This window comes from Yersinia entomophaga (genome assembly GCF_001656035.1).
Taxonomy (GTDB): Bacteria; Pseudomonadota; Gammaproteobacteria; order Enterobacterales; family Enterobacteriaceae; genus Yersinia; species Yersinia entomophaga.
The window spans coordinates 1,656,486-1,676,464 of the sequence record NZ_CP010029.1; the positions used below are offsets into that span (position 1 = coordinate 1,656,486).

The window sequence follows — 19,979 nt, forward strand, 5'->3', positions numbered from 1 at the left end:
CCAAAAGCCTCTGATTAAGATACATGCTTATTATTAGCCCGCCGCATCCGGCGCTTAATACGCTTGATGAAACGCGCCACTCGCCAGGCTCGTTTGATGCAGTAGCCATACAGGAAGAATGCAAGCAAGAATAATGCCAACATTACCCATTCAGGAACAAATACCAGTCGTTCGCCGATAACACCGACGGCCGCCAGCAAGGCCGCAGCCAAGGTAATTAGGACAAATGCCTGTCGGGAAGTGAAGCCTGCACGCATGATGAGATGGTGGATATGCTGGCGGTCAGGCGAGAACGGACTCATACCTTTACGCAAGCGGCGATACATAATGGCAATCATGTCCATTAGCGGAATCGCGATAATCCACAGAGCGGTAACCGGATTGATCGGATGGGTTTTACCCTGAGTGGTCTGCAACAGAATCCAAATGGCGGTAAAACCAATCAGCGTGCTACCCGCATCGCCCATAAAGACTTTATAGCGGCGCCCCAACAAACCGAGATTTAGCAAGATATATGGCGTAATCGCCGCAATCATCGCAAAACACCAAAACGCCAGTGCCATATGCCCGGCCTGATAGAGCAAGATGCCCATCGCACCGAATGACACGCAAGACAGCCCACCCAGCAGCCCGTCAATACCGTCAACCATATTGAATGCATTGATAGCCGCCCACACGGCAAACAGCGTAACCACGTAACCGAACGGGCCGAGAACCATTTCCCACGGGCCAAGAACGTGTCCAAGGCTGTGCAGATAGAGTCCGGCAAACGCCATCATTACTACACCGACTAAAGCCTGAACAAAAGCGCGGATTTTAACGCTAATATCAAAGCGGTCATCCAAAGCACCAACGAACACTAATAAACCGGCGCAAGCCAGATAGAGTGAACCGAAGGGAATTTGCTGGCTGGATATCAGGAAGGCAAAACAGATACCCGCATACACAGAAATACCGCCGACTAAGGGAATCAGCCCCTGATGGCGTTTACGGTAATTGGGTTTATCGACGAGACCGATTCTCTTTGCCACTTTACGGGCGATGAATAAAAAAGCTAAAGAAAACAGCAGGACGATTAGAATCTCTGTACTCATGGTGAGTAATTTCACGTTAAACAGCTCTCTGCAAAAGATAAGGCAGCTTAGCATGTGAGTAAACTTACTCCACGATGCAAAACAACCTTTCAGTCATTTCCTATTAGGGTGACAGCCTATATTGTTTTTACAACAATATCCTCGTTCTATTCACGGAGAACCTAGAGCTAGATACGAAAATGCCATCACCATTAACGGTGTAGATCTACTGATCAAATAAATAAGCGTATTTATCGTATATTCCAAACGTGAAAAACGCCACGACTGAGCGTGGCGTTTTGTTCGTTTTATTTAAATTACGAACGTCTCATCATATCGAAGAAGTCGTCGTTGGTCTTCGTCATAGCTAATTTATTAATGAGGAATTCCATTGCATCAATTTCACCCATTGGATGGATAATTTTGCGCAGAATCCACATTTTTTGTAATTCTTCAGTCGTGGTGAGCAACTCTTCTTTACGAGTACCGGAACGGTTGTAATCGATAGCAGGGAATACACGTTTCTCAGCGATTTTACGCGCCAAGTGCAATTCCATGTTACCAGTACCTTTAAATTCTTCGTAAATCACTTCATCCATCTTCGAACCGGTATCAACCAGAGCGGTTGCGATGATGGTCAGGCTTCCGCCCTCTTCCACATTACGCGCCGCACCGAAGAAACGCTTAGGACGATGTAGGGCGTTAGCATCCACACCACCGGTCAGAACCTTACCTGAGGCAGGCACCACGGTGTTATAGGCGCGAGCCAGACGAGTAATGGAGTCCAGTAGGATGATAACGTCTTTTTTGTGCTCAACCAGACGTTTCGCCTTCTCAATAACCATTTCGGCTACCTGAACGTGGCGAGACGCTGGCTCATCAAAGGTAGAAGCAATAACTTCACCTTTAACCAGACGCTGCATCTCGGTAACTTCTTCCGGACGCTCATCAATCAACAATACCATCAGCACGCAGTCTGGGTGATTGTAGGCAATGCTGGTTGCAATGTTCTGCAACAACATGGTTTTACCCGCTTTTGGCGGTGCTACGATCAAACCACGTTGTCCGCGGCCAATTGGCGAAGCCAGATCCAACACGCGCGCCGTTAAGTCTTCTGTTGAACCGTTACCGCGTTCCATACGCAAACGTGAATTTGCATGCAGCGGGGTTAAGTTTTCAAACAGAATTTTATTACGGGCGTTTTCCGGTTTGTCATAGTTAACTTCGTTAACTTTTAACAGTGCAAAATAACGCTCGCCTTCTTTTGGCGGACGAATCTTACCGGAAATGGTGTCACCAGTGCGGAGGTTGAAACGGCGAATTTGACTTGGGGATACATAGATGTCGTCGGGACCGGCGAGGTAGGAGCTGTCTGCTGAACGGAGGAAACCAAATCCATCCTGCAATATCTCCAATACGCCGTCACCGAAGATATCTTCTCCACTTTTAGCATGTTGCTTCAGGATAGAGAATATGATGTCTTGTTTACGCATCCGGGCCAGGTTTTCCAGCCCCATATTTTCGCCAAGTGTAATCAGATCAGAAACCGGCGTATTCTTTAATTCGGTAAGATTCATAATGGTGGGTTCTTAAACTCGGGGTATGTCTCGAACTTTAGTCGTGAATGGGTATGGCAGCGTCATCCGTGCCTGTTTAATGGACATTCAATCTCGGCCTTGTGTGCTGCGCGAGTAATAGCTTGCGCAAAATTCGCACTCAACGACGGCAATAAATTGAAGGTACCTTAGACTGATTTTTTAAAACCGTTAGACTGTCAAAAAACCGATTGAGTTCATATATATTCTCAACGCAAATGTTTCGACATAGAGTAAAACTTTAGATTCAAACTATTTAGGTGCTACAGAATTTTTTAGATGCTACAAACCTAGATTCTACTCACAGGTATGTTCTATACGCAGTGGAATAAACTTAACACGCTTCTTTGCAGGCGTCTAGCGGTCAGTGTGAAAATCACACCCACCGCAGGACACCCGGCTTTTGACACTAATATCGACTACAGATTTTCGTCCAGGAACGCTTTCAGCTGGCTCTTGGACAGGGCACCCACTTTAGTTGCCGCAACCGCACCGTCTTTAAACAGCAACAACGTCGGGATACCACGGATGCCGTATTTTGGCGCGGTGCCCGGGTTCTGATCGATGTTCAATTTAGCGATGGTCAGTTTGCCTTCGTATTCTTCGGCAATCTCATCCAAAATCGGAGCAATCATCTTGCACGGACCACACCATTCAGCCCAGAAATCGACCAACACCAGGCCAGTGGCTTCCAGCACGTCAGTGGCGAAGCTGTCGTCACTCAGGTGAATAATTTTATCGCTCATGTTCTACTCCAAAGGATTGTGTCTACCTAGTTGATGTAGCATTAACCAACATTAGGTTGACTTTATTTCACCGGATACGCTTTCGTAAAGCAATAGTTAGCTGATATTCTACCACACTATGAGCAAAACACACTTGACTGAACAGAAGTTTTCCGACTTCGCCCTGCACCCGCTAGTTGTTGAAGCCCTTGAAAACAAAGGGTTTCAATATTGCACGCCGATTCAGGCGTTAGCATTGCCTCTCACCCTGTCTGGGAGAGATGTAGCAGGTCAGGCGCAAACCGGTACCGGAAAGACGCTAGCATTCCTGGCGTCTACTTTTCATTATTTGCTTTCGCACCCAGCAGAAGAGGGTCGTCAGACTAACCAGCCTCGTGCATTAATTATGGCACCGACGCGGGAACTGGCGGTACAGATTCATTCTGATGCTGAAGCCTTATCCCAGATTACCGGTTTGAAACTGGGTCTGGCCTACGGCGGTGACGGCTACGACAAACAGCTTAAAGTGCTGGAAAGCGGCGTCGATATTCTTATCGGTACCACTGGCCGTTTGATCGACTACGCAAAGCAAAACTACATTAATCTGGGCGCTATTCAGGTAGTGGTACTGGATGAAGCCGATCGTATGTACGATTTGGGCTTTATTAAAGATATCCGCTGGTTGTTCCGCCGCATGCCTGCGGTAGAAAAACGTCTGAATATGCTATTTTCCGCTACGTTGTCCTACCGCGTACGTGAACTGGCGTTTGAACAGATGAATAACGCCGAATACGTGGAAGTGGAGCCGTTACAAAAAACCGGCCACCGCATTAAAGAAGAACTCTTCTACCCTTCAAACGACGAAAAGATGCGCCTGTTACAGACGCTGATTGAAGAAGAATGGCCTGACCGCTGCATCATTTTTGCCAACACCAAGCACCGCTGTGAAGAAATCTGGGGCCATCTGGCTGCCGATGGACACCGCGTTGGCCTGCTGACCGGCGATGTCGCGCAGAAAAAACGTCTGCGAATTCTGGAAGATTTCACCAAAGGCGATTTGGATATTCTGGTAGCAACCGATGTTGCGGCTCGTGGCCTACACATTCCGTTGGTGACTCACGTATTCAACTACGACCTGCCTGACGATTGCGAAGATTACGTTCACCGTATCGGTCGTACCGGTCGTGCTGGCGAAAGCGGCCATTCAATTAGTCTGGCGTGCGAAGAGTATGCATTAAACTTACCGGCTATTGAGACCTATACCGGTCACAGTATTCCTGTCAGCAAATACAATAGCGATGCGCTGTTGACTGATTTACCGGCACCAAAACGTCTGGCACGTACCCGCACCGGGAATGGCCCGCGCCGTAATTCTGCCCCTCGCCGTAACGGCGCGCCGCGGAACAACAACCGTAAACGACCAGGCTGATAACGCGATGCTAAGCTCCACCTCACTTTATGCTGCCATCGATCTTGGCTCCAACAGTTTCCATATGTTGGTGGTACGTGAGGTGGCTGGCAGTATCCAAACGCTGGCCCGAATTAAACGCAAAGTCAGGCTGGCCGCAGGATTAGATGCTAATAACCATCTGTCACATGAAGCAATGGAACGCGGCTGGCAATGTTTGAAGCTGTTTTCCGAACAGTTGCAGGATATTCCGCGGCAACAAATTCGCGTGGTCGCCACGGCAACCTTGCGTTTGGCCTCAAACGCCGACCAATTCCTGCAAACGGCCATTGAAATTCTGGGTTGCCCGATTCAAGTGATTAGCGGTGAGGAAGAAGCGCGGCTGATTTATCACGGCGTCGCTCACACTACTGGCGGGCCAGAAAAGCGTCTGGTGGTCGATATTGGCGGTGGCAGTACCGAGCTGGTAACAGGTTCCGGCGCTCAGGCGTCCATATTGGTCAGTCTGTCGATGGGCTGCGTAACCTGGCTGGAACGTTATTTCAGCGATCGCAATCTGCAACAGGAAAACTTTGACCAAGCCGAATTAGCGGCGCGTGAGATGATCAAACCGGTCGCGGCACGTTTTCGTGAGCACGGTTGGCAAATTTGCGTCGGCGCTTCCGGCACGGTGCAGGCTTTACAGGAAATTATGGTCGCCCAAGGCATGGACGAACTGATTACGCTGCCAAAGCTGCAACAACTGAAACAAAGAGCCATTCACTGTGGCAAGCTGGAAGAACTGGAAATTTCAGGTCTGACGCTGGAAAGAGCCTTGGTATTCCCCAGCGGCCTATCGATTTTGATCGCTATTTTCCAGGAATTGGGTATCGAAAGCATGACGTTGGCTGGCGGCGCACTGCGCGAAGGTCTGGTGTACGGCATGCTGCATTTACCTATTGAGCAAGATATTCGCAGCCGCACTATTCGTAATCTGCAACGCCGCTATTTGCTGGATATTGAGCAAGCCCAGCGCGTCGCGCAGTTAGCGGATAACTTTTTTCTACAGGTTGAGAAACAGTGGAAACTAGAGGGTCGATGTCGGGAATTATTGCAAAATGCCTGTTTGATCCACGAAATCGGCCTTAGCGTTGATTTCAAGCTCGCTCCGCAGCATGCCGCCTACCTGATTAGGTATCTGGATCTGCCTGGATTTACCCCCGCGCAAAAACTGCTTCTCTCCGCTCTCTTGCAAAACCAAAGCGGCACTCTGGATTTATCACTGCTTAGTCAGCAAAACGCGTTACCCGTAGTCATGGCGCAGCGTTTATGTCGCTTGCTACGTCTGGCGATCATTTTCTCCAGCCGTCGTCGGGATGACACCTTACCAGCGGTAAGATTACGCGCCAATGGCGACACTCTGTGCGTGCTATTACCACAAGGCTGGCTGCAGCTGCATCCTTATCGTGCTGAATCACTGGTACAAGAAAGTCACTGGCAAAGCTATGTTCAGTGGCCTCTTACTCTGGAAGCGTTTGGTTAAGCATTATCTCGGGCGGTTATAGATAGCCGCCCATTATTTCTCCCTTTTCTTATTCAGTAACCCTCCCTCACCACTATTTCGTCTAAAAAAACAGTAAGCACTCGATATGTGATCGCCTTCATCTTAAAAATAAAACTATGTGTGTATTTTTATAGAACAGCGTTTCTATTTTAAAATTATCTCCTCCATCAGAAGACAGCGCTGTCTGCGACAACTCTCTCCATTTCAATGAGGAATAAGAATGCGCGTACAGCTTCAACGTCGTCATCCCCTGAATATGCTGTTGATTCTTTCTGGTTTGGCACTTGCCCCTGCCACAGCATTGGCCGAACTGAAAGCACCGCAAAATCTACAGGTTCCCACGCTGGCTTATGACGAAAACAGCTTAGTATTAGTGTGGGAAGCGCCGCAAGATAACGGTCAAATCGTCGATTATCAGGTGTATTCCGCAGGGAAACTGCTGGGCCTTGCCAGTGAAAATAATGACCGATACTCTCCGGCCAAACCCTATATCAATCATTTCTACGCAAATGATAAGCAGCAATTTCAGCACAAGATTCTGATACAGAATTTCACCGTACAGGGGCTACAACCTGACACGACTTACTCGTTTAGCGTCAAAGCGCGCTATGCTGACGGTTCACTGTCACCTGACAGTCAGGTGATTACCGCGAAAACAACGGCGTTACCTCAGGTGCTGAATATTCGTGATTTCGGTGCCAAAGACGATGGAAAAACCCTCAATACCCAAGCGATTCAACAGGCGATCAATAGCTGTAAACCTGGTTGCCGCATTGATATTCCCGCTGGGGTGTATAAAACCGGCGCGCTGTGGCTAAAAAGCGATATGACGTTGAATCTTGAGGCTGGCTCGACCTTGCTGGGTTCGGAAAATCCGACGGATTACCCCGCAGGCTATTATCTTTATAGCTATTCCACCGTCCAGCGTCCGGCTTCGCTGATTAATGCCATAAATCCTGATCAGACCGCGCCGGGCACCTTCCGAAATATCCGCATCGTTGGCTTTGGAACTATCGATGGCAATGGCTGGCTCCGCGCGAAAACCGGCGAAATATCAGATGAATTAGGCAATAAGCTGCCGCAATACGCCGTGAGCAAAAATACCAAAGTGCACGAAGACGGCATTCTAGCCAAAAATCAGGTTGAACAGGCTGTTTCCGCAGGAATAGATCTAAAAACGGCTTACGGCCAGAAACGATCCAGTTTGATCACCTTGCGCGGCGTAGAAAATCTGTATCTAGCCGGATTCACCGTTCGTAATCCGGCATTTCACGGCATTATGAATCTGGAAAACCATAACGTGGTGGCTAATGGTTTAATCCATCAAACTTATGATGCTAATAACGGCGACGGTATTGAGTTCGGCAATAGTCAGAATGTCATGGTGTTCAATAACTTCTTCGATACTGGCGATGATTGCATTAACTTTGCCGCAGGCACTGGCGAAATGGCTCAGCAACAGGAGCCAATGAAAGGAGCGTGGTTATTTAACAACTATTTCCGCATGGGCCACGGCGCTATCGTCACCGGCAGCCATACTGGCGCATGGATTGAGGATATTCTGGCGGAAAATAACGTGATGTATCTGACGGATATTGGCCTGAGAGCCAAAAGTACCCGCTCAATCGGCGGTGGCGCGCGCAACGTCACTTTCCGCAATAATGCTATGCAAGATATCGCCAAACAGGCTGTCGTCATGACGCTGGACTATGCGGATAGCAATGCCAATCTGGATTATCCTCCGGCGAAAATTCCTGCTCAATTCTATGATTTTACAGTAAGAAATGTGACAGTGAATAACCAGACAGGAAAAAACGCATCCATTGAGATTAAGGGTGACAGTGACAAACAGGCCTGGCACCGTCTGGTGCATTTCGACAATGTGAAATTCGATCGGGTCACGCCAACGGCAATCAGCGATTTACGTGATAGCCAGTTCAATCAGGTTATTTTCACCCAGCTACGTGGCGAAAACCCTTGGCATTTCAGCGCGATAAAAAATGTAACCGTAGATGGGAAACCCGTGACACCATAGGGTTCATCAACAGATTTCCCTACCCATTATTTCTTGGCATTTGCCAATTGAGCACGAATACTGGCCAGATGACTCTGGCCTTTTTGCATCCGTTCTTCCGGCGTAATCACTTTACGCTCCGATTCCCAGTCCAAATCATCCTGCGGCAATTCCATCAGAAAACGGCTAGGTTCCGGCCGCATTAATTCACCGTATTGCCGGCGTTCCCGACAGTGTGTGAAGAACAGTTCCCGCTGGGCGCGAGTGATGCCAACGTAGGCCAGACGTCGTTCTTCATCCACATTATCTTCGTCGATACTGCTTTGGTGAGGCAGTAGCCCTTCTTCCATGCCGACTAAAAATACGTAGGGAAATTCCAGACCTTTCGAAGCGTGCAAAGTCATTAGCTGCACCTGATCCAACTCTTCGTCGCTTTCTCCGCGCTCCATCATATCCCGCAGGGTGAAACGCGTGACAACCTGGGTCAAAGTCATTTGCTCGTCCAGTTCCGAGCCTTCCAACATTTCCGTCATCCAGCTAAACAGCATGTTGACGTTTTTCATCCGCATTTCTGCCGCTTTCGGGCTGGGAGAAGTTTCAAACAGCCAACTTTCGTATTCCATTCCGTGAAGCAAATCCCGCACTGCGGCAATAGGTTCACGCTCCACCAGCCGAATAATACTCTCCAGCCAGTGGGTGAAACGCTGTAAAGACTCTAGTCCACGGCCTGTCAGATGCTGGCTCAAACCTAAGTCAAAGCTGGCGTGATACAGGCTCTTGTTTCGGATATTCGCCCATTCGCCTAGTTTCTGAATCGTTGCCGGGCCGATTTCTCGTTTAGGCGTATTCACAATGCGCAGGAAGGCGCTGTCATCGTCCTGATTGGTTAAGACACGTAGATAGGCTAGCAAGTCTTTGATTTCAGGGCGAGAAAAGAAAGAGTCTCCGCCGGAAATGCGGTAAGGAATTCGGTTTTGCACCAACAATTTCTCGAAAAGCCGCGATTGATGGTTACCGCGGTATAAAATAGCGTAATCACCGTACTGAGTTTTCTTAATAAAGTGATGGGCGATCAGTTCTCCCACCACTCTTTCGGCTTCATGGTCTTCATTATTGGCGGTAATAACCTTCAGCGGTTCGCCGTAACCTAATTCGGAAAACAGTCGTTTTTCAAAAACGTGCGGGTTATTGGCGATCAAAATATTGGCCGCTTTCAATATCCTCCCAGAAGAACGGTAGTTTTGTTCCAGCTTAATCACCTGCAACTGAGGAAAATCTTGATTCAGCAACACCAGGTTCTGCGGCCGAGCGCCACGCCAGGAGTAAATTGACTGATCGTCATCTCCCACCACGGTAAAGCGCGCCCGATTGCCCACCAGCAACTTAACCATTTGATATTGGCTGGTATTAGTATCCTGATACTCATCTACCAGCAGATAACGTAGTTTGTTCTGCCAGCGTTCGCGCACTTCTTCGTTTTTTTGCAGCAGCAGCGTTGGCAGAGAAATTAAATCGTCAAAATCCAGTACGTTGCAGGCTTTTAAGTGATCGTCATATAAGGTATAGCAGTGAGCAAAGATCTTATCGCGTTCCGAACGCGCCTGTGCAGCCGCGGCGGCCGGAGTCATTAGATCGTTTTTCCAATTAGAGATCGTCGAGATCAACTGCTGTAGCTGAGTTTTATCTTCTTCCAACCACTTGCTGGTAAGATCTTTTAGCAACCCCATCTGATCCTGTGCGTCAAACAGCGAGAAGTTAGATTTCATCCCCAGCGCTTTATATTCTTTCTTAATGATTTCCAGCCCCAAAGTATGGAAAGTTGAAATCATTAAACCGCGAGCTTCTTTACGCCCCAGCGTTTGCGCCACGCGTTCTTTCATCTCGCGAGCGGCCTTATTGGTAAAGGTTACAGCGGCGATATGGCTGGGCTTATAGCCACACTGACGGATCAAGTGCGCGATTTTATTAGTAATTACACGGGTTTTACCCGAGCCAGCACCGGCCAGCACTAGGCAGGGTCCGGTGACAAATTCGACGGCTTGTTGTTGGCTGGGATTTAATCGCATAGCGCTCGGTTACTCACGGTTACTCTGTGGGATGGTGGGGAGGAAGAGTGTAGCAGAAAGAAGCGGGTGAAAAAAAACGCCTGTCATTTTGCTTTCCCGCTTTCAAGCCGCCAAAAGCTTCAATCGTCGGCAAAATACGCTACACTGGCGGCCGATTAAAGGCGATATTCATTCAAATTACATTGTGGTGATAAGTATTATGGCGAACAAAGCTTCTGCGTTGCATATTCTGGTCGATGATGAAAAACAGGCAAATGATATTCTGGCGCAGTTGAACAATGGCGCTAATTTCCAGGAATTAGCCAAGAAATACTCTAATTGTCCGTCTAAACGTAACGGCGGCGATCTGGGCGAGTTTAACAAGGGCGATATGGTGCCAGCTTTTGATAAAGCGGTATTTAGCTGTGAATTGCTACAACCTTATGGCCCGGTAAAAACCCAGTTCGGTTATCACATCATTAAAGTGCTGTACCGTAGCTAATATTGCTGAGCTTGAATGTAAAAAAACCGGCACGCATGGCCGGTTTTTTATAGCGAACATCTCGAGCACTGACCCATCTCAAAATGGCCAGCAAGGTAGCTTGATTAGCCCGCAACCGCGATGCGCTTCATATCCTTCATATACCCACGCAGCTTATGCCCTACCGCCTCAATCGGATGGTTACGAATCGCTTCGTTAACATCACGCAACTGAGCGTTATCTACCGCAGTACCCGCTACGCTTTTGCCCAGATCCCCGGCTTGCAGAGAATCCATAAATTTGGCTTTCAGCAGCGGTACCGCTGCATTAGCGAACAGGTAGTTACCGTATTCTGCGGTATCAGAGATAACCACGTTCATTTCATACAAACGCTTACGAGCGATGGTATTGGCGATCAACGGCAGCTCATGCAGCGATTCGTAATAGGCTGATTCTTCGATAATACCTGAATCAACCATGGTTTCGAACGCCAATTCTACCCCGGCTTTTACCATGGCAATCATCAGCACGCCGTGGTCAAAATATTCCTGCTCGGAGATTTTACCTTCGAACTGCGGCGCGTTTTCAAAGGCCGTTTTACCGGTTTCTTCGCGCCACTTCAGCAGTTTCACGTCGTCTTCTGCCCAGTCGGCCATCATGCCGCTGGAGAATGCGCCGGAAATGATGTCATCCATATGTTTTTGGAACAGCGGCGCCATGATTTCTTTCAGTTGCTCTGACAGCGCGTAGGCACGCAGTTTCGCCGGGTTGGACAGACGATCCATCATCAGAGTGATACCGCCCTGTTTCAGCGCTTCGGTGATGGTTTCCCAGCCGAATTGAATCAGTTTTTCAGCGTAGGCTGCATCAGTACCTTCTGCCACCAGTTTGTCGAAGCACAGCAGGGAACCCGCTTGCAACATACCGCACAGAATGGTTTGCTCACCCATCAGGTCGGATTTCACTTCCGCAACAAATGATGATTCCAACACGCCAGCGCGGTGACCACCGGTTGCAGCAGCCCAGGCTTTCGCGATTGCCATGCCTTCGCCCTTAGGATCGTTTTCCGGGTGAACGGCGATAAGCGTTGGTACACCGAAACCGCGCTTGTATTCTTCACGTACTTCGGTGCCCGGACATTTCGGCGCAACCATCACTACGGTAATGTCTTTACGTACTTGCTCGCCAACTTCCACGATATTAAAACCGTGCGAGTACCCCAGCGCCGCCCCGTCTTTCATCAACGGCTGAACGGCCTGAACCACGGCGGAATGCTGTTTGTCTGGCGTCAGGTTGACCACTAAATCAGCCTGCGGAATCAGTTCTTCGTAAGTGCCAACTTTGAAGCCGTTTTCCGTCGCTTTGCGCCATGATGCCCGCTTCTCTGCGATGGCTTCTTTACGCAGCGCGTAGGCTACGTCCAGGCCAGAGTCGCGCATATTCAAACCCTGATTCAGCCCCTGAGCACCACAACCGATGATCACCACTTTTTTACCTTTCAGGTAGTTCGCTTCATCTGCAAACTCTTCACGTCCCATAAAGCGACATTTACCCAATTGCGCCAACTGCTGACGCAGGTTCAATGTGTTGAAATAATTAGCCATAGTGGTACTCCGTTCGATGTTGTGTTGCGTTATTTTCACATCCCCCAATCTGTGTGAGGGATTCTCTTGAATTCACTATATGTCAGGAAATCCGTTGCTGAAATTGATATATTTACAAGGTGTCGTTGCAGATTTTGCAATATAACAATTTCCTCGCCAACGAGAGCCAGCGCTATGGATTTACGTGACCTGAAGCTGTTTTTACATCTGGCTGAGAGCCGCCATTTTGGCCGCTCGGCCAAAGCAATGCATATCAGCCCATCTACCCTTTCCCGCCAGATTCAGCGGTTGGAAGAAACCATAGGGCAGCCGTTGTTTCTGCGGGATAACCGTACCGTGCAACTCACCGATGCCGGCACCCAGTTGAAAGCCTTTGCTCAACAAACCTTATTGCAATATCAGCAATTGCGTCATGCGCTGGGGCAGCACGGGCCGTCACTGAGCGGCGAGCTAAGACTGTTTTGCTCCGTTACCGCCGCCTACAGCCACTTGCCGCCGATTCTGGATCGTTTTCGCGCCGAACACCCACTGGTGGAAATCAAACTGACCACCGGCGACGCCGCCAACGCCGTAGACAAGGTGCAGTCTAACGAAGCCGATTTGGGGATTGCTGGTCGCCCTGAAACCCTGCCTGGCACGGTAGAATTCACCCAAATCGGCGAGATTCCATTAGTACTGATTGCGCCTGCGCTCCCCTGCGCCGTTCGTACTCAGGCTGCTGAAGCTCATCCTGATTGGAACAATATTCCGTTTATCCTGCCGGAACACGGCCCGTCGCGAAAACGCATCGATTTATGGTTCCGCCGCCATCGCATTACTAACCCACTGATTTACGCCACCGTTTCCGGTCATGAGGCGATTGTTTCGATGGTTGCGCTCGGTTGCGGTATTGCCCTGATTCCGGAAGTGGTGGTGGAAAACAGCCCAGAACCCGTGCGAAACCGTATTTCTTTACTCGATAATATTTCGCTGGTTGAACCCTTTGAGTTGGGAGTCTGCGTGCAGAAAAAACGTTTAAACGAACCCTTGATCGAGGCATTTTGGGGGCTGCTGCACAGCCCCGTTTGATGCAAATTAACCGGCGAGGAAGAATCTAAACGCCGGATTATCGGTTTCATCGTGGCAAATGTAGCCCAGCGCAGTCAGGTGCTGTTCAAATTCCGGCTCGATCTCGGATAGCTCGAAGCCCGCCAGCACCCGGCCAAAATCAGTGCCGTGGCTGCGATAATGGAACAACGAGATATTCCAGTGGGTACCGAGCGTATTGAGGAATTTCAACAGCGCGCCCTGTGATTCCGGGAATTCAAAACTGTACAAACGTTCGCGCAGCGGCTTAGGAGGACGACCGCCAACCATATAGCGCACATGCAGTTTGGCCATTTCATCGTCGGACAAATCCACTACCTGATAACCATCCGCCTGTAATTCAGCGATGATTTCAGCCCGTTCGGCGAATCCTCGGGTCAAACGCACCCCGACAAAAATGCAGGCGTTATCCGCGTCCGCGTAGCGATAGTTAAATTCGGTTACCGCCCGACCGCCCAGCAATTGGCAAAAGCGCAGGAAACTGCCTTTTTGCTCAAGGATCGTTACGGCTAACAGCGCTTCTCGCTGCTCACCTAGTTCACAACGCTCTGAAACATAACGTAAACCGTGGAAATTAACGTTAGCGCCAGAAAGTATATGAGCCAGACGTTCACCTTGAATATTATGCTGCTGAACATATTTTTTCAGCCCCGCCAACGCCAGCGCACCGGAAGGTTCCGCAATCGCACGAACGTCTTCAAAAATATCTTTGAGCGCCGCGCAGATGGCGTCGCTATCCACGGTGATAACGTCATCCAGATATTCCTGACACAGGCGGAAAGTCTCGTCACCAATGCGTTTCACTGCCACACCTTCGGCAAACAGCCCGACGCGAGCCAAATCAACCGGAGCTCCCGCCGCTAATGCCGCTTGCAAACAGGCAGAGTCTTCCGCTTCCACGCCGATCACTTTGATTTGCGGCATCAGTTGTTTAATTAATACCGCCACGCCAGCGGCCAGACCACCGCCGCCAACGGGAACAAAAACCCGATCCAAATGGGCGTCCTGTTGCAGTAGTTCCATCGCCAGCGTGCCTTGTCCAGCAATGACCGCCGGATGATCGAAAGGCGGTATAAAGGTGTAACCCTGCTGGCGGGAAATTTCGATGGCTTTAGCTTTGGCCTCATCAAAATTGGCACCAAACAACAGCACTTCGCCACCAAAGCTACGCACCGCATCCACTTTGATGTCTGCGGTGGCAACCGGCATCACAATCAGCGATTTAATGCCCAGTTTACTAGCAGAAAGCGCCACGCCCTGTGCGTGATTACCCGCAGAAGCGGTCACTACGCCGCAGGCTTTCTGTTCTTCATTCAGCCCCGCCAGCATGGCGTAAGCGCCACGCAGCTTAAAACTGTGTACCGGATGGCGATCTTCCCGCTTAACCAAAATGGTGTTACTCAAGCGAGATGAAATTTTCTCCATCACCTGTAATGGCGTGACCTGCGTAACTTCATATACCGGCGCGCGCAGCACCGCTCGCAGGTACTCTGCGCCACTGGGCGCATCGGGTAACGCTTGTGATTCCGCCATAGCCCTTAACCTCCCAGCTTACTTTTATCACGAACAGCGCCTTTATCTGCGCTGGTTGCCAGTGAGGCATAGGCACGCAAAGCGTAGGAAACCTGGCGTACGCGGTTTTTAGGTGTCCAGGCAGCGGAGCCGCGAGCTAATTCGGCTTCATGACGAGCCGCCAGTTCAGCGGCCGGTACATCTAATACCATGCTGCGCTGAGGAATATCGATATTGATCATATCGCCGTCCTGCACTAGGCCAATCAGGCCACCGCTGGCCGCTTCTGGCGAAACGTGGCCAATAGACAAACCGGAAGTCCCACCGGAGAAACGCCCGTCGGTAATCAAAGCGCAGCTTTTGCCTAAGCCCATAGATTTCAGATAGGTCGTTGGGTACAGCATTTCCTGCATGCCCGGCCCGCCTTTCGGCCCCTCGTACCGAATAATCACTACGTCCCCGGCAACCACTTTTCCACCCAGAATCGCCTCTACGGCAGCGTCCTGGCTTTCATAAACTTTGGCTGGGCCACGGAAAGTCAGGCTTTCTTTATCCACACCGGCAGTTTTTACGATACAGCCGTTTTCAGCCATATTGCCGTACAGCACGGCTAAGCCGCCGTCCTGACTGTAGGCATACTCGCGCGTACGAATGCAACCTTCCTGACGGTCGGTATCCAGCGACGGATAGCGGCAATCTTGCGAGAAAGCTTTGGTGGTACGAATACCCGCAGGCCCCGCGGAATACATGCTTTTGACTTTTTCATCGCTGGTCAGCATAACGTCATAGGCTTTCAGAGTTTCCGGCAGACTCAGCCCCAATACGTTTCGGACTTCGCGGTTCAGCAAGCCGGCTCGATCCAACTCCCCCAAGATCCCTACAACACCACCGGCACGGTGCACGTCTTCCATATGGTATTTCTGAGTACTCGGCGCCACTTTGCATAAATGCGGAACTTTACGCGACAGACGATCGATATCCGTCATGCTGAAATCCACTTCACCTTCCTCCGCCGCCGCCAGCAAGTGCAGAACGGTATTGGTAGAACCGCCCATGGCGATATCCAGCGTCATGGCGTTTTCAAACGCAGCCTTGTTGGCGATATTGCGTGGCAGCGCACTGACATCATCTTGCTCGTAATAGCGTTTAGTCAGCTCAACGATATGTTTGCCGGCATCGAGGAATAATTGTTTACGATCGGCGTGAGTCGCCAGCAATGAACCGTTACCTGGGAGCGCTAAACCTAAAGCCTCATTCAGGCAGTTCATCGAGTTGGCGGTAAACATACCGGAGCAGGAACCGCAGGTCGGGCAGGCGGAACGTTCAATTTGCGCGCTATCTTCGTCGCTGACGTTCGGGTTCGCGCCCTGAATCATCGCATCGACCAAATCCAGCTTGATAATTTTGTCTGACAGCTTGGTTTTACCCGCTTCCATTGGGCCACCGGAAACGAAAATAACCGGAATATTCAGACGCAGAGACGCCATCAGCATCCCTGGGGTGATTTTGTCGCAGTTGGAAATACACACCATGGCGTCGGCACAGTGCGCATTAACCATATATTCCACGGAATCCGCGATTAACTCTCGTGAAGGCAGAGAATAGAGCATGCCACCGTGTCCCATGGCGATACCGTCATCCACCGCAATGGTATTGAACTCTTTTGCCACGCCGCCTGACGCTTCGATTTGCTCGGCCACCAGCTTGCCTAAATCGCGCAAATGAACGTGTCCAGGTACGAATTGGGTAAAGGAGTTAACCACCGCAATAATTGGTTTGCCGAAGTCATCATCGGTCATACCCGTAGCGCGCCAAAGTGCTCGGGCACCAGCCATATTGCGGCCATGAGTGGTGGTATGGGAACGGTACTTAGGCATTATCTCTTCACTCCTGTGTCTTTTATAAAGCAGGTGGCGAACGAACCACCCGCGGGTTCTGTCTGTCACTTTTTAGTTATTATTGATTGATAGGATCCAGCCAGCCGTACTTGTCTTCAGTTTCGCCGGTGAACAGGCCAAAGAACGCCTGCTGGATTTTCTCGGTAATTGGGCCACGTTTACCTATACCGACCTGAATACCATCAACGCTGCGTACTGGGGTAATTTCGGCGGCGGTGCCGGACATAAACACTTCGTCAGCCAGATACAGAGATTCGCGAGACAGCACCTGCTCACGCACTTCCAGGCCCATATCTTTAGCCAGCTTGATAATGGCATCGCGGGTAATACCCGGCAGAGCGGATGAGGTAAATGGCGGAGTGAACAATACTCCGTCTTTCACTTCAAACAGGTTCTCGCCCGCACCTTCGGACAAGAAGCCGTGAACGTCCAGCGCAATCCCTTCCTGATAACCATGACGGCGCGCTTCGCTGCCCACCAGTAAGGAAGAAAGGTAGTTACCACCGGCTTTAGCGGCAGTTGGAATGGTATTCGGCGCAACGCGATTCCAAGATGAAACCATTGCGTCAATGCCCTGTGCCAGCGCTTCTTCTCCCAGATAAGCACCCCAAGGGAATGCGGCGATGATAACGTCGGTTTTGTAGCCTTCCGGCGGATTAACGCCCATTCCCACGTCACCGATAAACACCAGAGGACGGATGTAGGCGCTAGTCAGTTTATTTTTGCGCAGCGTCTCGCGACAGGCTTCCATCAACTCATCGACGGATTGTGAAACTGGCATCCGATAGATCTTGGCCGAATCATGCAAACGCTGCATATGTTCGCGATGGCGGAATACAACCGGGCCTTTATGCTTGGTTTCATAGCAACGGACACCTTCAAAGACTGATGTTCCGTAATGTAACGCATGAGACATTACGTGAACTTTGGCTTCTGCCCACGGAACCATTTCGCCGTTAAACCAAATGTAATCAGCTTTCTTAGTCATTCTGTACTTTCCTTCTAGCGCCTCAGGCGCGTATTTGTAATGTATTGGTCTGCTGGATTTCTACACTCGCAACATCCAACAACTTATTCAACTGAGAAGACAGTAAATCTACCGAACGTTGGCTAGCAACGGTCAGCTCGATATTAATATTTTCGTTATTAAGGATAGGCGACATATTCATAGCACAAACCTGAAAGCCGCGGTGGCGCACCACTCGCAATACGCGCTCTAACATTTCAGGGCGGAAGCGGGCTTGGATCGAGAGCTGATGTTGCATCATGAAATTTTCTCCAGCATGGTTTCGTTACCTGCGCCCGGCGGAACTAACGGCCAGACATTTTCGAGTTCGTCGATGGAAACCTGAAGCAGGTACGGGCCGGTACTGTTAAACAGAGCGTCCAATGCGGCATCGACTTGGTCTTTGCGGGTGATACGTTGGCCGGGAATATCAAAAGCGCTGGCCAAAGTGATGAAATCGGGGTTATCGGATAAGTTGGTCTCACTGTAGCGGGCATCAAAGAACAGCTGCTGCCACTGTCGAACCATGCCCAAACGCTGGTTATCCAACAAAACGATCTTCAGCGGCAACTGTTTGCGCTTTATCGTTCCCAGCTCCTGAACATTCATCATAAAGGAGCCATCGCCGGACACGCAGATAACCATGTCGTCCCGACGAGCCATTTGCGCACCGACGGCCGCCGGAACACCAAAGCCCATCGTGCCCAACCCGCTAGAAGTGATGAAGTTTTCCGGACGGGTAAAACTCATATGCTGTGCAGTCCACATTTGATGCTGACCGACATCGGTAGTGATAACGGTTTCAGGCCCTTTACGATCGGAAATCTGTTTCAGTAACAGCGGCGCATAAATTGCTTGCCCCGGATGGTCATAACGCCAGCTATGCTGCTGCTTCAACGCAATAACTTCATCGCGCCACGGCTGGATGTCCAGAGGTTGCTGCAACGCGGGAAGCAAGGTTTTCAAATCACCCTGCAAAGCAACGTGAGCCTGCCGCAGTTTGTTCAACTCCGTCGGATCGATATCCATATGAATAACTTTGGCTTTCGGCGCGAACGCGTTCAACTTACCGGTCACTCGATCATCGAAACGTGCTCCGACGGCGATCAACAAATCGCACTCCTGCACCGCCAGATTGGCTGCCTTAGTGCCGTGCATACCCAGCATGCCTAAATAGCAAGGATGCTCAGCGTCAGGGGCACCCAACCCCTTCAAAGTCACTACGGCGGGAACCCCGGTTTCAGCGATAAACGCTCGCAAGGCAGGCACCGCCTGTGCCATACCTACGCCACCACCGACATAAACGATCGGTTGTTTGGCCGCACTTAACATGTCGTAAGCCTGCTGGCGTTCGGCACTGGAATCCAGATAGTGTTCTTCCACCGACAGCAAATGCGGATGTAACTCTGCGACAGCTAACTGAATATCTTTCGGAATATCAATCAAAACCGGCCCAGGGCGACCGCTACTGGCGATGGCAAAGGCTTCAGCCATAATGCCCGGCAACGCGTCTAAAGACTCAACCAGAAAACTGTGTTTGGTACAGGCCAAAGACAGCCCCAGCACATCAATTTCCTGAAAAGCGTCGGTGCCGATTAAGGCAGAACCCACCTGACCGGTGATAGCGATAATCGGAACAGAATCCAATAACGCATCTGCCAGACCTGTGATCAAGTTAGTGGCTCCGGGGCCTGAAGTGGCGATGCACACCCCGACCTTTCCGGTTGCACGAGCATAACCGATGGCAGCCATTACTGCCCCTTGCTCATGGCGACACAGTAGATGTTCAACGCCACCGTCATACAAGGCATCGTAGACTGGCATAATTGCCCCACCCGGATAGCCGAATACCGTCTCTACCCCTTGCGCACGTAGCGCTTGAACCACCCACTGAGCACCATTCATAGTTATTTCCCCGAACTTTTGCGAGCGACACAGGATTTTATTCTGTTGTGCATTTTACGTTCACCGCGTCTTTTTACCGGCCAA

General features: G+C 50.2%; 15 protein-coding genes. 5 read left to right on the forward strand and 10 right to left on the reverse strand.

Annotated features, from left to right (window positions below; all coding sequences use genetic code 11):
• Window positions 1-14 precede the first annotated feature (14 nt).
• From wecA to trxA, 3 genes are all read right to left on the reverse strand, one after another.
• Window positions 15-1,109 (reverse strand): UDP-N-acetylglucosamine--undecaprenyl-phosphate N-acetylglucosaminephosphotransferase, encoded by a 1,095-nt coding sequence (gene wecA, locus PL78_RS07570; protein ID WP_120806496.1) that lies wholly within the window; start codon window positions 1,107-1,109, stop codon window positions 15-17.
• Between the two features lie 281 nt (window positions 1,110-1,390).
• Window positions 1,391-2,650, reverse strand: coding sequence for a transcription termination factor Rho (rho, locus tag PL78_RS07575; RefSeq protein ID WP_049600753.1), 1,260 nt, complete (start codon window positions 2,648-2,650; stop codon window positions 1,391-1,393).
• 437 nt (window positions 2,651-3,087) lie between these two features.
• Complete coding sequence (gene trxA, locus PL78_RS07580) at window positions 3,088-3,414, reverse strand: thioredoxin TrxA (protein WP_049600750.1); 327 nt, start codon at window positions 3,412-3,414, stop codon at window positions 3,088-3,090.
• A 118-nt stretch (window positions 3,415-3,532) separates the two neighbouring features.
• On the opposite strand from trxA, the gene rhlB reads away from it, so the two are divergent.
• From rhlB to PL78_RS07595, 3 genes are all read left to right on the forward strand, one after another.
• Window positions 3,533-4,822 (forward strand): ATP-dependent RNA helicase RhlB, encoded by a 1,290-nt coding sequence (gene rhlB / locus PL78_RS07585; RefSeq protein ID WP_064514466.1) that lies wholly within the window; start codon window positions 3,533-3,535, stop codon window positions 4,820-4,822.
• A 7-nt stretch (window positions 4,823-4,829) separates the two neighbouring features.
• On the forward strand, window positions 4,830-6,323 hold the full coding sequence (gene gppA / locus PL78_RS07590; RefSeq protein WP_064514468.1) for a guanosine-5'-triphosphate,3'-diphosphate diphosphatase: 1,494 nt from the start codon (window positions 4,830-4,832) through the stop codon (window positions 6,321-6,323).
• Window positions 6,324-6,600: 277 nt separating this feature from the next.
• Entirely contained in the window at window positions 6,601-8,379 is a 1,779-nt protein-coding gene (locus tag PL78_RS07595; protein ID WP_371112918.1) for a glycosyl hydrolase family 28 protein, read from the forward strand.
• A gap of 26 nt (window positions 8,380-8,405) precedes the next feature.
• Here PL78_RS07595 and rep read toward each other — a convergent pair whose 3' ends face one another.
• The gene (rep, locus tag PL78_RS07600; protein ID WP_064514472.1) at window positions 8,406-10,424 is read right to left on the reverse strand and encodes a DNA helicase Rep; all 2,019 of its coding nucleotides are present in this window, start codon (window positions 10,422-10,424) and stop codon (window positions 8,406-8,408) included.
• 199 nt (window positions 10,425-10,623) lie between these two features.
• Here rep and ppiC point away from each other — a divergent pair, with 199 nt between their 5' ends.
• Window positions 10,624-10,905: a peptidylprolyl isomerase PpiC gene (gene ppiC / locus PL78_RS07605; RefSeq protein ID WP_042526483.1), complete on the forward strand. Its 282-nt coding sequence runs from the start codon at window positions 10,624-10,626 to the stop codon at window positions 10,903-10,905.
• A gap of 104 nt (window positions 10,906-11,009) precedes the next feature.
• Here the strand turns inward: ppiC and ilvC are convergent, their stop codons facing one another.
• Window positions 11,010-12,488, reverse strand: a complete 1,479-nt coding sequence (ilvC, locus tag PL78_RS07610; RefSeq protein WP_064514474.1) for a ketol-acid reductoisomerase — start codon at window positions 12,486-12,488, stop codon at window positions 11,010-11,012.
• A 174-nt stretch (window positions 12,489-12,662) separates the two neighbouring features.
• Between ilvC and ilvY the strand changes: the two genes are divergently transcribed.
• Complete coding sequence (ilvY, locus tag PL78_RS07615) at window positions 12,663-13,556, forward strand: HTH-type transcriptional activator IlvY (RefSeq protein ID WP_064514476.1); 894 nt, start codon at window positions 12,663-12,665, stop codon at window positions 13,554-13,556.
• A 6-nt stretch (window positions 13,557-13,562) separates the two neighbouring features.
• On the opposite strand, the gene ilvA is transcribed toward ilvY, so the two are convergent.
• The 5 genes from ilvA to ilvG all read right to left on the reverse strand — a co-directional run bounded on the left by ilvA (window position 13,563) and on the right by ilvG (window position 19,895).
• Entirely contained in the window at window positions 13,563-15,107 is a 1,545-nt protein-coding gene (ilvA, locus tag PL78_RS07620) for a threonine ammonia-lyase, biosynthetic (RefSeq protein WP_064514477.1), read from the reverse strand.
• A 5-nt stretch (window positions 15,108-15,112) separates the two neighbouring features.
• The gene (ilvD, locus tag PL78_RS07625; RefSeq protein WP_064514479.1) at window positions 15,113-16,963 is read right to left on the reverse strand and encodes a dihydroxy-acid dehydratase; all 1,851 of its coding nucleotides are present in this window, start codon (window positions 16,961-16,963) and stop codon (window positions 15,113-15,115) included.
• A 79-nt stretch (window positions 16,964-17,042) separates the two neighbouring features.
• Window positions 17,043-17,972: a branched-chain amino acid transaminase gene (locus PL78_RS07630; protein ID WP_064514481.1), complete on the reverse strand. Its 930-nt coding sequence runs from the start codon at window positions 17,970-17,972 to the stop codon at window positions 17,043-17,045.
• A gap of 22 nt (window positions 17,973-17,994) precedes the next feature.
• Window positions 17,995-18,252 carry an acetolactate synthase 2 small subunit gene (gene ilvM / locus PL78_RS07635; RefSeq protein WP_064514483.1) on the reverse strand — a complete coding sequence of 86 codons (258 nt, stop codon included), beginning with the start codon at window positions 18,250-18,252 and terminating at the stop codon, window positions 17,995-17,997.
• Window positions 18,249-19,895 (reverse strand): acetolactate synthase 2 catalytic subunit, encoded by a 1,647-nt coding sequence (gene ilvG / locus PL78_RS07640; protein WP_064514485.1) that lies wholly within the window; start codon window positions 19,893-19,895, stop codon window positions 18,249-18,251. The genes ilvM and ilvG overlap by 4 nt, the downstream gene beginning before the upstream one ends.
• Between the last annotated feature and the right edge of the window lie 84 nt (window positions 19,896-19,979).